Annotated in this window: 13 protein-coding genes; all 13 read right to left on the bottom strand. The window is 66.4% G+C overall.

Annotated elements, in window-relative coordinates; translation table 11 throughout:
- Position 1: 1 nt before the first annotated feature.
- Genes tssK through tssC form a run of 13 tightly spaced genes read right to left on the bottom strand, consistent with a single transcriptional unit; the run spans position 2 to position 13,094 of the window.
- On the bottom strand, positions 2-1,333 hold the full coding sequence (gene tssK, locus FIV02_RS00470) for a type VI secretion system baseplate subunit TssK (RefSeq protein WP_152487500.1): 1,332 nt from the start codon (positions 1,331-1,333) through the stop codon (positions 2-4).
- Entirely contained in the window at positions 1,330-1,812 is a 483-nt protein-coding gene (gene tssJ, locus FIV02_RS00465; RefSeq protein WP_037052114.1) for a type VI secretion system lipoprotein TssJ, read from the bottom strand. The genes tssK and tssJ overlap by 4 nt, the downstream gene beginning before the upstream one ends.
- A gap of 5 nt (positions 1,813-1,817) precedes the next feature.
- Positions 1,818-3,014: a type VI secretion system-associated FHA domain protein TagH gene (tagH, locus tag FIV02_RS00460; protein WP_037052117.1), complete on the bottom strand. Its 1,197-nt coding sequence runs from the start codon at positions 3,012-3,014 to the stop codon at positions 1,818-1,820.
- Between the two features lie 20 nt (positions 3,015-3,034).
- Positions 3,035-3,169, bottom strand: a complete 135-nt coding sequence (locus FIV02_RS00455; RefSeq protein ID WP_037052120.1) for a hypothetical protein — start codon at positions 3,167-3,169, stop codon at positions 3,035-3,037.
- Between the two features lie 47 nt (positions 3,170-3,216).
- Positions 3,217-4,746: a sigma 54-interacting transcriptional regulator gene (locus FIV02_RS00450; protein WP_152487499.1), complete on the bottom strand. Its 1,530-nt coding sequence runs from the start codon at positions 4,744-4,746 to the stop codon at positions 3,217-3,219.
- Between the two features lie 10 nt (positions 4,747-4,756).
- Entirely contained in the window at positions 4,757-7,369 is a 2,613-nt protein-coding gene (tssH, locus tag FIV02_RS00445; RefSeq protein WP_152487498.1) for a type VI secretion system ATPase TssH, read from the bottom strand.
- Positions 7,370-7,380: 11 nt separating this feature from the next.
- Positions 7,381-8,388, bottom strand: coding sequence for a type VI secretion system baseplate subunit TssG (gene tssG, locus FIV02_RS00440; protein ID WP_037052128.1), 1,008 nt, complete (start codon positions 8,386-8,388; stop codon positions 7,381-7,383).
- Positions 8,352-10,142 carry a type VI secretion system baseplate subunit TssF gene (gene tssF, locus FIV02_RS00435; RefSeq protein WP_037052131.1) on the bottom strand — a complete coding sequence of 597 codons (1,791 nt, stop codon included), beginning with the start codon at positions 10,140-10,142 and terminating at the stop codon, positions 8,352-8,354. The genes tssG and tssF overlap by 37 nt, the downstream gene beginning before the upstream one ends.
- Positions 10,142-10,651, bottom strand: coding sequence for a carboxypeptidase-like regulatory domain-containing protein (locus tag FIV02_RS00430; RefSeq protein WP_152487497.1), 510 nt, complete (start codon positions 10,649-10,651; stop codon positions 10,142-10,144). Before FIV02_RS00430 ends, tssF begins: the two co-directional genes overlap by 1 nt.
- A complete protein-coding gene (locus FIV02_RS00425) occupies positions 10,651-10,908 on the bottom strand; it encodes a hypothetical protein (protein WP_152487496.1) in 258 nt (85 codons plus the stop codon). The genes FIV02_RS00430 and FIV02_RS00425 overlap by 1 nt, the downstream gene beginning before the upstream one ends.
- A 10-nt stretch (positions 10,909-10,918) precedes the next feature.
- Positions 10,919-11,194: a PAAR domain-containing protein gene (locus FIV02_RS00420; RefSeq protein WP_152487495.1), complete on the bottom strand. Its 276-nt coding sequence runs from the start codon at positions 11,192-11,194 to the stop codon at positions 10,919-10,921.
- On the bottom strand, positions 11,184-11,609 hold the full coding sequence (gene tssE, locus FIV02_RS00415) for a type VI secretion system baseplate subunit TssE (protein WP_037052140.1): 426 nt from the start codon (positions 11,607-11,609) through the stop codon (positions 11,184-11,186). Before tssE ends, FIV02_RS00420 begins: the two co-directional genes overlap by 11 nt.
- Positions 11,610-11,615: 6 nt before the next feature.
- Positions 11,616-13,094, bottom strand: coding sequence for a type VI secretion system contractile sheath large subunit (gene tssC / locus FIV02_RS00410; protein ID WP_037052143.1), 1,479 nt, complete (start codon positions 13,092-13,094; stop codon positions 11,616-11,618).
- Between the last annotated feature and the right edge of the window lie 20 nt (positions 13,095-13,114).

The raw sequence follows: 13,114 nt of genomic DNA, 5'->3' as shown, positions 1-13,114 counted from the left end.
GTCAGTTCCTGATCGCCCAGAATTTCAGCTCAAGCCCGGAGAATTCGCCGGACACGTGGAAGGCGAAGCCGCCGGAGCGTTCCAGCTGCGCCAGTTCCTCGGAGCTGAGCTCCAAGGCGAAGTAGGTCTTGCCCGAGTGGAAGGGAATCTGGCGCGGCGCCACCGGCAGCGGTTTGACCTTGATCCCCGGCAGGTGCAGGTTGACCAGCTGGCGGATACGCTCGACCGGGCCGACCTTGAGGTGGGCCGGCAGGCGCTGACGCAGCTCCTCGGAATCGCACTGGGCGCTGGCGGCCAGCACGAAGCTGGAGGTGCCGAGCAGCTTGTGGTCGTGCAGCGGCGAGACCTGGATGCCGTACTGGCGCTGCTGCAGCAGCAGTTCGATGGCGTGCTGTTCGAGCACCATCGACAGCACCTGGCGGATGGCGTCCATCAGCTTGCGGAAGCTCATGCCCTGGTCGCTGTGCAGGTAGCGGCCCTCCAGGCGCGGACGCTTGGTCTCGCTGGAGAAGGTGGCCAGCTCGCCGAGCAGCCCGACCAGTTCACGGTAGATCTGCTCCGGGTGAACCTGCTCGACCCCCAGGTGGTGGCGCAGGATCGGCTCGTAGCGGTTGATCAGCTGCAGCATCATGAAGTCGCCGACCTCGGCGCCGCCCACCTTGCCCGTGGCGCGGATACGCTCGGCGAGGATGTCGCCACGGTGCGCCAGCATGCTGATCACTTCCTTGAGGCAGCTCAGCAGGTAGCCCGAGGCCTGGAAGTTGACGTAGGTCGGGCTGAACTCCGGGTCGAGGCTGATCACCCCGTCAGGCGTGGTGTCGAGCACGTCGCACAGCTTGATCCGCACGTAGCCCTGGTCGCTCTGCTGCTCGCCGAGCAGCAGGCGGAAATCCGGGCGGCCGGTGCTGACCTGGCTGACGCTGCTGTCACCGGCGTTGGAGTCGGTCACTTCCTCGTCGAAGGCGATGTAGCGGGCCAGCACGTCCTGCTGTTCGGAACGGCGGCTCTCAATATGGTTGCCCGTGACCAGCGGCAGCGCCAGGTAGACCGGGGTATTGCCGGTATTCGGCGGCACGTCCAGGCCCAGCGGCTCGCGCTCGGCACCGAGGTCGAAGAGGCTGCCGTCAGGCAGCACGCCGCTGGCCTTGCTCACCACCAGCTTGCCCATGTTGAGGAACTGGCGGTCGATCTCCAGCTCGAAGAACCCCCAGGCGTAGCTGGCCAGTTTCTGCGTACGCAGCTTGAGCTGCTGATCGACGTAGCGATCGTTCTGCTGGAAGTGCTGCGGGCGCAGCAGCATGCCTTCCTGCCAGATGACTTTGTGCTGGCTCATCGACTCTGCTCCTGCTCGTCGTCGAGGTTGCGGATGCCGCGCTCGTCGAGGCGCAGGTTCGCCGCGTTGCGCTCCTGCTCGTCGATGTCGATCACGAACCGCCAGCTGGCTTCCGGCAGGTCGCGGTAGGCGGCGAGCACGCCGACGTAACGGCTGCCTTCCTGCACCGAGAGCTTCAGTTCACGGGTTTCACCCGGGCGCAGCTCCAGCTCTTCCTGAGCCACCAGGTCCGGGGCCAGGGCCTCCTTGGGACGCTGGTAGAGGGAGAAGAAATCGGCGTTCTCGAAGGCGACCGGGTGCTTGAGCTCCATCAGGCGCACCACGATCGGCGACGGACGACCATTGAGGTCGGGATTGAGCTGATCGCTGCCGGCCAGGCTCAGGTCCAGCTTGGTCATGTGCGAGTAGGGCGACAGCGCGGAGCAGCCGCTCAGGGTCAGCAACAGGGCGCACAGCGCCAGAGAAAACAGGCGAGGCATGGGCATCATCCTTGAAGGTCGGTATTGAGGGTGGCGATCAGGCGGACCTGTTCTTCGTAGGCATTGGCGAAGTCGCGGGCGAACAGGCGATCGCTCCAGTCGTCGTTCTGCTCCAGCGAGGCATGCAGGCGACGGTAGGCACGCCAGCGGCTGCCGTCGGTGGCCAGCAGCGGCTTGCGTCCGCTGCGCTCGAAGCGCAGGGTCAGTTGCTCGGGGTCGAACTGCTCCAACATGCCTTTGACCGCCGCACGGCTGGCGGCGAGCAGCGCCACCTGGTGTGCCTGCAGGTCACGGAAGCTGCGGCTGATGGCCTGCTCCGCGGGCAGTTGCCCGGCCTTGCCGCCACGCAGCAGGGCGCCCAGCGTCTCGCTGCTGTCCAGGCCGTGCTTGAGCGGGTTGTTGCCGGCACTCTGCACCGTGGTCAGGGCCAGACGCAGTTCGTTCTTCAGCTCGCTGCGCGTACGCAGTGCCTGCTGCAGGCTGCCGACGCTCTGCTTGAGCAGCCGGGCGGCATTCAGCGCCAGGGCCTGACGCGCGTCTTCGTCGAGGTCGTCGAGGCGAACCCCGAGCGCGTCGGAGAATTTCTCCCAGAAGCTCGGCGGCAGGCGCTCGGGCTCCGGCGCAGGCTTCGGTTGCGGCGCGGGCTGCGGCACGACCAGCTCGGGAACCAACAGGTTTTCCTCGTCGATCTGCGCATAGTCGCGCTGCTGCGCATGGGCGGTGTCGGGCCGCAATACGGCGGTCAGGTCATCCACCTCGGCGTAGACGCGCTCCTGCTGATCCAGGGCGGTCAGCGGGTCGAGGTCGAGAAAGGCGTCGTCGGGGATGATGCTGCCGGCGGCCTGCGGCAGGCCGATATCGCCCTCGAACATCGCCGGGTCCTGAATCAGCCGAGCGCGGATCTCGAAGTCGCCCAGGCAGTAGACGCTGCCGTGCTCGATACGCTGCGGTCGACCCTTGCCGAGACTGGCGCCGCTGTCTTTGAGGGCGATGCCGTTACTGCTGGTGTCGGTCAGGTAGAAGGCGCCATCACGGTAGCTGACTTCCGCATGACGGCTGGACAGCACGCGCTTGCGATCCGGGATCACCCAGTCGCATTCCTCAGCGCGGCCAATCACCCCGCCGGCCTGCTTGAAGGTCTTGGTGGTCAATAGACCTGGCACGAACTGCTGTGCGCTGACCACATCGAATACCAGTTCCATGGTGAACCTACTCCTTGCGGTCAGTGGCCGCGTTTCTCGGCTTGCGGATCGCCCAGCGGGCGGTATTGATCGTCGCTGAACTTGTAGTTGCCGGAGCAGCCGGCCAGAACGATGGCCAGCGCCAGCAGGGCGGCGGCGCGATAGCGATGCAACATGGAATGCGCTCCTAGGAGGTAAGTGGATAAGAAACGGGCGAGCATGCTCAGACCTCGCTCGGGCTGATCTTCAGCCGATTCATGCGGTACAGGAGGGTGCGCCGGGGCAGACCCAGTTCGTTGGCGGCGTTGGTCTGGTTGCCGCGGTTCTTGCGCAGGCAGTCGAGCAGCAGGTTGCGCTCGAGGCGATCCATGCGCTCGCGCAGGCTCAGCGGCTCGTTGCCCGTGCTCTGCATCTGTTCGAGGTTGAAGTGCTCGGGCAGCAGCTCTCCGCCTTCGCAGAGCAGCACCGCGCGCTCGACCAGGCCCTTGAGTTCGCGCACGTTGCCTGGGAAGCCATAGCCGGCCAGGTGCCCCAGCGCGGCGTCGCTCCAGCGGCAGGCATCTCGCTGCAGCAGGCCGCTGGCCGTGCTGGCGAAATGACGCGCCAGCAGCAGGATGTCCTCGTCGCGCTCGCGCAGCGGCGGCAGCTCGATGGGGAAGTGCGACAGGCGATAGAACAGGTCCTCGCGGAAGCGGCCGTCCTCGACGCGCTTGCGCAGTTCCTGATGGGTGGCGGCGACGATGCGCACATCCACCTTGTGCGTTTCGCTGCTGCCCAGGGGGCGCACTTCGCCTTCCTGCAGCACGCGCAGCAGCTTGGCCTGCAGCGCCAGCGGCATGTCGCCGATCTCGTCGAGGAACAAGGTGCCGCCGTCGGCTGCATCGAACAGGCCCGGCTTGTCACGGTCGGCGCCGGTGAAGGCGCCCTTGCGATAGCCGAACAGCTCGCTTTCCAGCAGGTTCTCCGGCAACGCCGCGCAGTTCTGCACGATGAATGCCTTGCTTCGCCGCGCCCCGCAATCGTGGATGGCGCGGGCGACCAGTTCCTTGCCGGTGCCGGTCTCGCCGGTGAGCAGGACGCTGACCGGGCTGTGCAGCACCTTGCCGATCAACTGATAGACGCGGCGCATGGCCTGGCTCTGGCCGAGCAGGCCATAGCCACTGGCGCAGGGCGTACCGGGAGCGGAGGCCACGGGCGCGGCCAGCGCCTCGCCGTCGGCCGTCGGCGCACGCAGGCGCCGCAGCAGGTGCAACTGAGCCAGGGCGAAGCCACCCAGCTGGGCGAAGGAACTGGCGAAGCCCTGCAGGATGCGCCGCTCGTGGCTGGCGACCAGCAGCAGGCCACGGACGTGACCGGCGCCGTCATGCAGCGGCAGGCACAGCAGGCTGCGCCAGGCACGGTTGGTCTCCGGCAGGCAGGCGATGGAATGCAGCGCGCTGTCCAGTTCGGTGATGCACAGCACCTGGTTCTGGCACAGGCAGTACTGCAGCAGCTGCTCGCCGTCGTAGTCGCTGGGCAGGCTGGCCGCCTCACGCGGTTGCAGCACGCCATCGAGCCACTCGGCCGTCAGCGCCAGCCGGGTATTGGTGTGGTCCAGCAGGTAGAGCTGCCCCAACGCGCAGTCGGCCAGCTCCGCTGCCGCGCGCACCAGGCCGGCGAGCAGGCTCTCGGCACTGGCCGCTCCAGCCAGCTCGGCATAGCGGCCGAGCAGGGCCTCGGCGTAGCGCAGGGGTTGCGGGACTTCGGCGAACATCGGCGGCACCTCAGACGAACTCGCAGGTCACGGCCGAATCGGCGTCCAGCGTGGCGTGCACACGTTGCAGGGTCTCCCCTGCGGCCATGGCGTCGAGCAGGCGGTCGACCACCAGCGGCTGCAGGTGCTGGTCGATCAGGTGATCGATCAGGCGGGCACCGCTGTCGCCATGGGTGCACCGTTCGGCCAGGTGCTCGACCAGACCGTCGCAGTGGCTGAACGCGAGCTGGCGACGCGCCAGGCGCTCGCCGAAACGGGCCAGCTTGAGGCCGACCAGCTGGCGCAGCAGGTCGCCGTCCATGGGGTAGTAGGGCACCACACGCATGCGCCCGAGCAGCGCCGGCTTGAAGTGCTGGCTGAGCTGCGGACGAATGGCCAGCTCCAGGTCCTCGGCCGCCGGACGCTCGCCGCCGGCACAGAGGCTGGCGATGCGCTCGCTGGCCAGGTTGCTGGTCATCAGGATCAGGGTGTTGCGGAAGTTGATCTCGCGGCCTTCGCCGTCGTTGGCCACGCCCTTGTCGAAGATCTGGTAGAAGACGTTCATCACGTCCGGATCGGCCTTCTCCACTTCGTCGAGGAGAATCACCGAGTAGGGCTTCTGCCGTACCGCCTCGGTGAGCATGCCGCCCTCGCCATAGCCGACGTAGCCGGGCGGTGCGCCGATCAGGCGCGAAACGGTGTGCTTCTCCTGGAACTCGGACATGTTGATCACGGTGAGGAAGCGCTCGCCGCCGTACAGCAGGTCGGCCAGGGCCAGCGCGGTCTCGGTCTTGCCGACACCACTGGGGCCGACCAGGAGGAACACGCCCACCGGCGCATCGGGCTTGTTCAGGCCGGCGGCGGTGGCGCGCATGGCCTTGTCCAGCGCCTGGATCGCCTGCTCCTGGCCGCGCACGCGCTGGCGCAGGTCGTCGGCAAAGGTGATGACCTTGGTATTGTGCTCACGGGCCAGCTGGCTCAGCGGCACCCCGGTCCAGTGGCTGATCACTTCCGCCACCAGGCGCGGGCAGACTTCGAAGCTGACCAGGCGCTCGCTGGCCTGGGCGCTGGCCAGTTCGACCTGAATGGCACGCAGTTGCTCTTCCAGTTCTTCCAGGCTCGCACGCGGCGCTTCAGCCGACTCGTCGCTGGGTGCCTCGTCGCCGGCCAGGCGGGCGGCGGCGCATTGCTTGCGCTGCTCCAGCAGGCGCTCGGCCAGCTCACGCTGCACACTCCAGCGCGTTTCCACCTGCTCCAGCTCGGCGCGCGCGGCAACCAGACGACTCTCCAGGGCATCCAGCGCTTCGCCGTCGATGTTCAGGCCCGCATCCAGGTCCCGGCGCATGGCCTCGCTCTGACGCTCGCCCTCGGCGATCTCGCCACGCAGGCGCTCCAGCGCTTCGGGGGCCGCCGCCAGGCTGATGCGTACACGGGCGCAGGCGGTGTCGAGCACGTCCACGGCCTTGTCCGGCAGCTGGCGACCGGCCAGGTAGCGCGCCGACAGTTCGGCGGCGGCGACCACCGCATCGTCGCGCAGGTAAATGCCGTGGCTCTTCTCGTACACCGGCGCCAGGCCGCGCAGGATGGTCACTGCCTCCTCCACGGTCGGCTCGTGCAGCTGCACCGGCTGGAAGCGGCGGGCCAGGGCCGGGTCCTTCTCGAAGTACTTCTTGTATTCGCTCCAGGTGGTGGCGGCGATGGTGCGCAGCTCACCACGGGCCAGGGCCGGCTTGAGCAGGTTGGCGGCATCGCCGCTGCCCGCCTGGCCACCGGCACCGATCAGGGTGTGGGCTTCGTCGATGAACAGGATGATCGGCTTGGGCGAGGCCTTCACTTCATCGATCACGCCCTGCAGACGACGCTCGAACTCGCCCTTGACGCTGGCACCGGCCTGCAGCAGGCCGAGGTCCAGGCACAGCAGCTCGACGCCCTTGAGCACCTGCGGCACCTCGCCGGTGGCGATGCGCAGGGCCAGGCCTTCGACGATGGCGGTTTTGCCGACGCCGGCCTCGCCCACCACGATCGGGTTGTTCTTGCGGCGACGGGCGAGGATATCGACCATCTGGCGGATCGCGCCGTCACGGCACAGCACCGGGTCGAGCTTGCCGTCGCGGGCCTGCTGGGTGAAGTTGTGGGTGAAGCGCGCCAGGTTCGACTCGCCAGGCGCGGCCGGCTTGCCGCCTGCGCTCTGCGGCTGCTGGCTGAGGGCGAAGTCACGCAGCCGCTCGGCATTGAGCTTGCCGAGCAGGGCCTGGTAACGGCTGCCGGCATAGCGCATGGGGTTGCGCAGCAGGGCGAGGATCAGCGCCGCCTGGTCGATCTGGCTGGCGCCCAGCTCCAGGTTGGCCACCAGCAGTGCATCCTGCAGCCACTGCACCAGCTCGGCGCTGAATACCGGGTTGCGCGACTCGCTGTGCTCGCCGCGCGGCTGCAGCGCCTGGGCCAGTTCACCGGCGTCCAGCTCGGCATCCTGCAGGGCACGCGCCAGCAGGCTCTCCGGGCGCTCCAGCAGACCCAGCAGCAGGTCTTCGACGAGGATCTTGTTGCCGCCACGCACCACGCAGCGCTCGGCGGCCATCTCCAGGTCGCGCTTGCTCGCGGCGTCCAGGGCTTGAACCAGTTGTTGCAGGTCGACGTTGATCATTTCATCTGTCCTTAATGAATCTTGCTGCCGAGCGTCACCAGGCCGTCGGCGTTCTCACGACCGAGCCAGGTGGTCCAGCCCAGCAGGCAGGGGTTGCCTTCGCCGATGCGCAGGTCGCGGATTTCGTCCTGACGCAGCTCCAGGCGGATGTCGTAGTCCAGCGGATCGCGCAGGGTGAAACGCACCAGCGCGCACAGCGGCTGGTACCCCGTGCCGATCGGCAGGAATTCGTGAAAGCGTGTCCAGCCCAGCTGGCGCACGTGGATGCGGAACTTGCCGCCACGGTCGCGCACGCGCTCACCGAGCACGGTGTCCTCGCCCAGCAGGCTGTTGGCGCGGCCGAGGCGATTGCGCTGCTCCTCCAGCACCACCACCTGGCGCTCCAGGCACTGCTCGATAAACAGCTCGGCATGCTTGAAGTAGTAACGCAGCACCGACTCGATCAGCGCTGCGGAGTGGGCGCGCAGGCTGAGCAGGCCGAGGTAGGGCAGCAGGCGCTTCCAGTTCAGCTCCTGGGCCTGGCGAATCTGCTCGCTGCCCAGCCCGATCAGGGCGAACAGGTGCGCCGAGAACGCATCCAGCGCACCGCTCTGGAAGCAGGCGCGATAGCGGTACTTGCGCCAGATCGGCAGCAACAGGCGTTGCAGGCGGTTGTTGAACAGGTCGAGGAAGTCGCGCGTCGGGTTGCCGTCCTCGCTGTCACCCAGGGCCTGCTCGCTGTAGAACGCCGGCAGCGGCGAGCCGCCACCGAACAGGCCGACCAGGTTGACGCGCATGCGCGCCCGCAGCTCGCCATGCTCCTCGAAGAACTGCACGCGATCGATATCGCTGCCCGGAAAGCCCAGGCTCGGGTTGGCCTGGAATTCCAGGTACTCGTACAGGCGCTCTTCATCCAGATGCGGATGGGCGGCCCCGAGGCGCTCCAGCACCAGCTGCACGGCCTGGAACAGGCTGTACTCGCGGATGCCTCGGCTGAACCGATTCAGAGTAGGGGCTGCTGCCCCATACGTGGCGTCCATTTGTACAACTCTCCCTGTGTGCTCTGTACCTGCAGCTCGTGATACGAGTTGAGGCTGGCGTACAGCGCGAAAAATTCATTGAGTACCGAAGCGAAGAGGAACAGGTCGCCTTCGCCCAGGTAGCCCTCCGGGTTCATCACCAGTTCGGTGCGCACCCCGCGCACTGGCAGGCCACGGTGCAGGCGGTCGACATGGCGGTGGCCGATCTTCTTCAGGCCGCCCAGCAGGCGCTTGCTGACTCGCTCGGCATGCTGGTCGTAGTAGCGCGGCAGGTCGTAGGTCTCGAGGATCACCTTGAGCGCCTCGACGTTGGCCAGCGACAGGTAGTTCAGCGACATGTTGGAAATCAGCTTCCAGAGGAAGTCGCGATGCAGCGGTGGCGCGTAGCACGGCGTGACCGCGCTGATGTTGCGGAAACTGAGAAAATCCGGGGTGTCCTCGCTGGGCAGGCAGATGTCGCCCAGGCTCAGCTGACGCGGCAGGTTCTGGTTGGTGCAGGTCAGCTCGATGGACAGCGTCTCGTGGCGGTCCAGGTTGCGCAGGCCGAAACTGAGCCAGGTCTCCAGGCCATCACCGAGCATCGACGGCTGCTGGCGCACGCTGTAGTGCGGGCGCGCCATCGGCACGTCGAAGCTGGGATCGTGCTCGAACGACTCGAACGGCACGTACTCCTCGTAGCCCATGCCGCCCGGCTTCCAGCCGGTGACACGGTCGACCGAGAACACGCCGCAGTGCTGTGCATCGAACTCGGCGGGCAGCAGCAGGTACTGGTCCTGCTTGCCGTCGAGGCGGATGGGAATGGCGTCATGCTGGAACAGGTTGACCACCGGCGTGCAGTACAGGCGGACGTTTTCCAGGGTCGGGCGAATACGCTGCACGCCGGCCTTGTGGATATCGAAGCGCAGCTCCAGGCCGCGCGCCTGCTTGAGCAGGTCCTCGGGCAGGCTGTTGACGGCATCCAGGCCGAGCAGGTCGACGAACAGGAACTTCTCCTGGAAGGCGAAGTACTCCTGCAGGTAGCGGTAGCCGCGGAAGGTATTGAGCGGGTAGGGAATCAGCGCCTCGTCTTCGGCGAAACCTACCGGCTGCACCAGCTCGGGCTTGAGCTGGAGGGTGCCGAGGGCCTGGCCGAAGGCATCCAGCAGCGGCTTGCCTGCGGCATCGAGGGGCACCACCTGGATGCCACCGAGGTTGCGCAGCAGCGCCAGATAGAGCATCTGGCCGATGTATCGCTCGCCGGCCAGGTGCAGGCGCAGCTTGTTCAGGCCGATCTCGCCAATGTGACCATCGGCGGTCATGCCCAGGCGCAGGCTGAGCAGCGCGCCATCGCCCTTGACCGAGTAATCCAGGCCGGTCAGCGACAGCGGCAGCACCTCGGTGGGGAAGCACGTGCGGAAGCGGCAGGTAACGCCCTCGATGGCCTTGGCTTCCACCGGCGTACCGCGATTGACCGGCAGCGCCGGGCCGGGCCGGGTCAGCGGATCGAACTGCAGCATGCTGAAGGCCGGCAGCGGGCGCATGTAATTCGGCCACAGCAGGTGCATCAGCGAGTGAGTCAGCTCCGGCAGCTCGTCATCGAGCTTCTGCCGCAGGCGCCCGGTGAGGAAGGCGAAGCCCTCCAGCAGGCGCTCGACGTCCGGATCGCGTCCCGCCTGGCCAAGGAACGGCGCCAGCGCCGGGCTGCGCTCGGCGAAGCGCTTGCCCAGCTGACGCAGGGCAGTGAGTTCGCTCTGGTAGTAATGGTTGAAAGACATTAGCGGGCCTTCTCCATGGCCGATTCGGTGCATTGCCAGAGGCTGTCCGGCATCTCTTCTTCGCGCTCTGCGAGGTGTTCCGGCTGCAGCAGCAGCCGTGGCAGCTTCATCGGTTCTGACGAGCATCCCTGCAGGCTGATCCAGCCGCAGCGACGCGTGTGATAACCCGGGGCACTGACCGAGAGCGCGGTCAGGCAGCGTGGCGCATCGGCCAGCCGGGCCATCAGGCGATGGTCGCGTCGCTCGGCAAAGGCGAAGTGCCCAGCGGAATCGCTGAGGGTTTCGGATAGCCACGACGCGTCACTGCGAACCTGCAGCTCGAGCGTGGCGCCCGCCACGCCCAACCCTGTCTCGGCAGACAGCACACGGCCCTCGATGGCAGCGTTCCGGATCACCGAGTGCGGGTAGGGAACACAGGCACCGAGTGCAGAGAACGCAGCGAGCATCACGCTGAAGCCCAGTGTTCCCTGAGGCGCAAAGTCGCCCTGATAGCCATGATGGAAAGACATCAGACAGACGACTCCAGGTCATTGCCGGCAAAGGCGTCCTGCAACTGCACATACTCACGCCAGGCTTCAGGGTGAGCGGGGTTGTGCAACCAGTCGCTGCGCTGCTCCTGAGTCAGGGACTGCCAGTAAGGCCACCAGCAGTGATGCCACCAGTGCTCGAGATTGCCCTGCAGGCTACCCAGGCCACTGGCGTCGACATGGGGAAAGAGTTCCCATGGCGCGGGCGGTACGGGCAGAGGACTCGAGGACGGGTTCATCACCGACATCTCAACCACCGATCAACACGGTGCCGGAGCCTGCAACCACGGTATTGCCATGGCTACCGACGCTACCGACCACCGCCGCCGGCTTGCCGTTGATCAGCACGGTGGGAATCACCGCGCCGGCCATGGCGCCGCCACAGGCGGAGGCATCGCCCATGCGCGCGGCGGGCAGGGCGTCGAACAGCACGTCGGGCGAGCCGGCGGCGATCGGGTTGGTGCCGTGGCCCGGGATCGGGCATGCGGTGGGATCACTCAGGCGAGCGGCGGGTTTACCGGACATGGGAGGCTCCTGGGTTGACGTTGACCTGACCGCTGCCATCCAGGCTCGCGGAGAAACTGACCTGACGCTTGATACCGTCCATCTCCAGCATCGCGTCGATGGCGAAGGCCTGACGCAATGGGTCATGGGTGCGCGGCAGGGAAATCACGCGCACCTGGGACAGTCTGGGTTCGTACGCTTCGATGAAGCGTTCGATGGCGATACGCGCCTGCTGCAGCGAGTCGTGCAGCGACAGGCGCATATCGTTCAAATCGGGCAACCCGTAGTCGGGCAGCGTCTGCACGCTGCCCGCACGGGTGCTGAGCATCTTGGCCAGATGGGCAGCCACCGAGGCCATGGCGGCGACCTCGCGGCTCCAGCCGGCACGTTGGCCGGCCTCGCCACCGAGGCGCTCGAACAGGCTGCCGTAGGCCATCGATGCTTACTCCTTGTCCAGCTTGCCGACCAGCGACAGGGTGAAGTCGGCACCCATGTACTTGAAGTGCGGACGCACGTTCAGGCCGACGCGGTACCAGCCCGGCTCGCCTTCGACATCGCTGACGATGACCTGGGCGGCACGCAGCGGACGACGGCTACGCACTTCGGCGCTCGGGTTCTCCTGGTCGGCCACGTACTGGCGGATCCACTTGTTCAGTTCCAGCTCGAGGTCGGTGCGCTCTTTCCAGGCGCCGATCTGCTCGCGCTGCAGCACTTTCAGGTAGTGGGCCAGACGGTTGATGATGAACATGTACGGCAGCTGGGTGCCCAGCTTGTAGTTCAGCTCGGCGGTCTTGCCTTCTTCGCTGATGCCGAAGAACTTCGGCTTCTGCGCCGAGTTGGCGGAGAAGAACGCGGCGTTGTCGCTGCCCTTGCGCATGGTCAGGGCGATGAAGCCTTCCTCGGCCAGTTCGTACTCGCGGCGGTCGGAAACCAGCACCTCGGTCGGGATCTTGGTCTCGATCTCGCCCATGCTCTCGAAGTGGTGCAGCGGCAGGTCTTCAACCGCGCCACCGCTCTGCGGGCCGATGATGTTCGGGCACCAGCGGAACTTGGCGAAGCTGTCGGTCAGACGGCTGGCGAAAGCGTAGGCGGTGTTGCCCCACAGGTAGTGCTCGTGGCTGTTGGCCACGTTTTCCTTGTAGACGAAGGTCTTCACCGGGTTGTCTTCCGGGTCGTACGGGTTGCGCAGCAGGAAGCGCGGTACGGTCAGGCCGACATAGCGGGCGTCTTCCTGTTCGCGGAAGCTCTGCCACTTGGTGAACTGCGGGCCTTCGAAGTGATCCTTGAGGTCCTTCAGGTCCGGCAGGCCGGTGAAGGTTTCCAGGCCGAAGAATTTCGGGCCGGCAGCAGCGATGAACGGCGCGTGGGACATGCAGGCCACCGAGGCGACGTACTGCAGGGTCTTGACGTCCGGGGCGCTCGGATCGAAGAAGTAGTTGGCGATCAGGGCGCCGACCGGCTGACCACCGAACTGGCCGTACTCGGCGGTGTAGATGTGCTTGTACAGGCCGGACTGAACGATTTCCGGGCTGTCTTCGAAGTCATCGAGCAGATCCTGCTTGGAGGCGTTGAGGATCTCCAGCTTGATGTTCTCGCGGAAGTTGGTGCGATCCACCAGCAGCTTGAGGCCGCGCCAGGAGGATTCCAGGGACTGGAACTGCTGGTGGTGGAGAATTTCGTCCATCTGCCGGCTGAGCTTGGCGTCGATCTCCGCGATCATGCGGTCGACCATGGCCTTTTTCACCGGCTCGTTTTCGTTCTGCGGCTTGAGCAGCTCTTCGATGAAGGCCGACACGCCACGCTTGGCGATGTCGTAGGCTTCGTCGTCCGGAGTCAGCTTGGTTTCAGCGATGATGCGGTCGAGGATACCGAGGTCGGCGGCGCTTTGGCTGCTTTCTACGGCTGCGCTGGTCGTGCTCATGAATATGCGTCCTTGTCAGT

The organism is Pseudomonas sp. THAF187a (assembly GCF_009363395.1).
In the GTDB taxonomy this organism is placed as follows: Bacteria; Pseudomonadota; Gammaproteobacteria; order Pseudomonadales; family Pseudomonadaceae; genus Aquipseudomonas; species Aquipseudomonas khazarica.
Note: the sequence above shows the minus strand (reverse complement) of the source record. Positions and strands in the feature narration are given on the sequence as shown.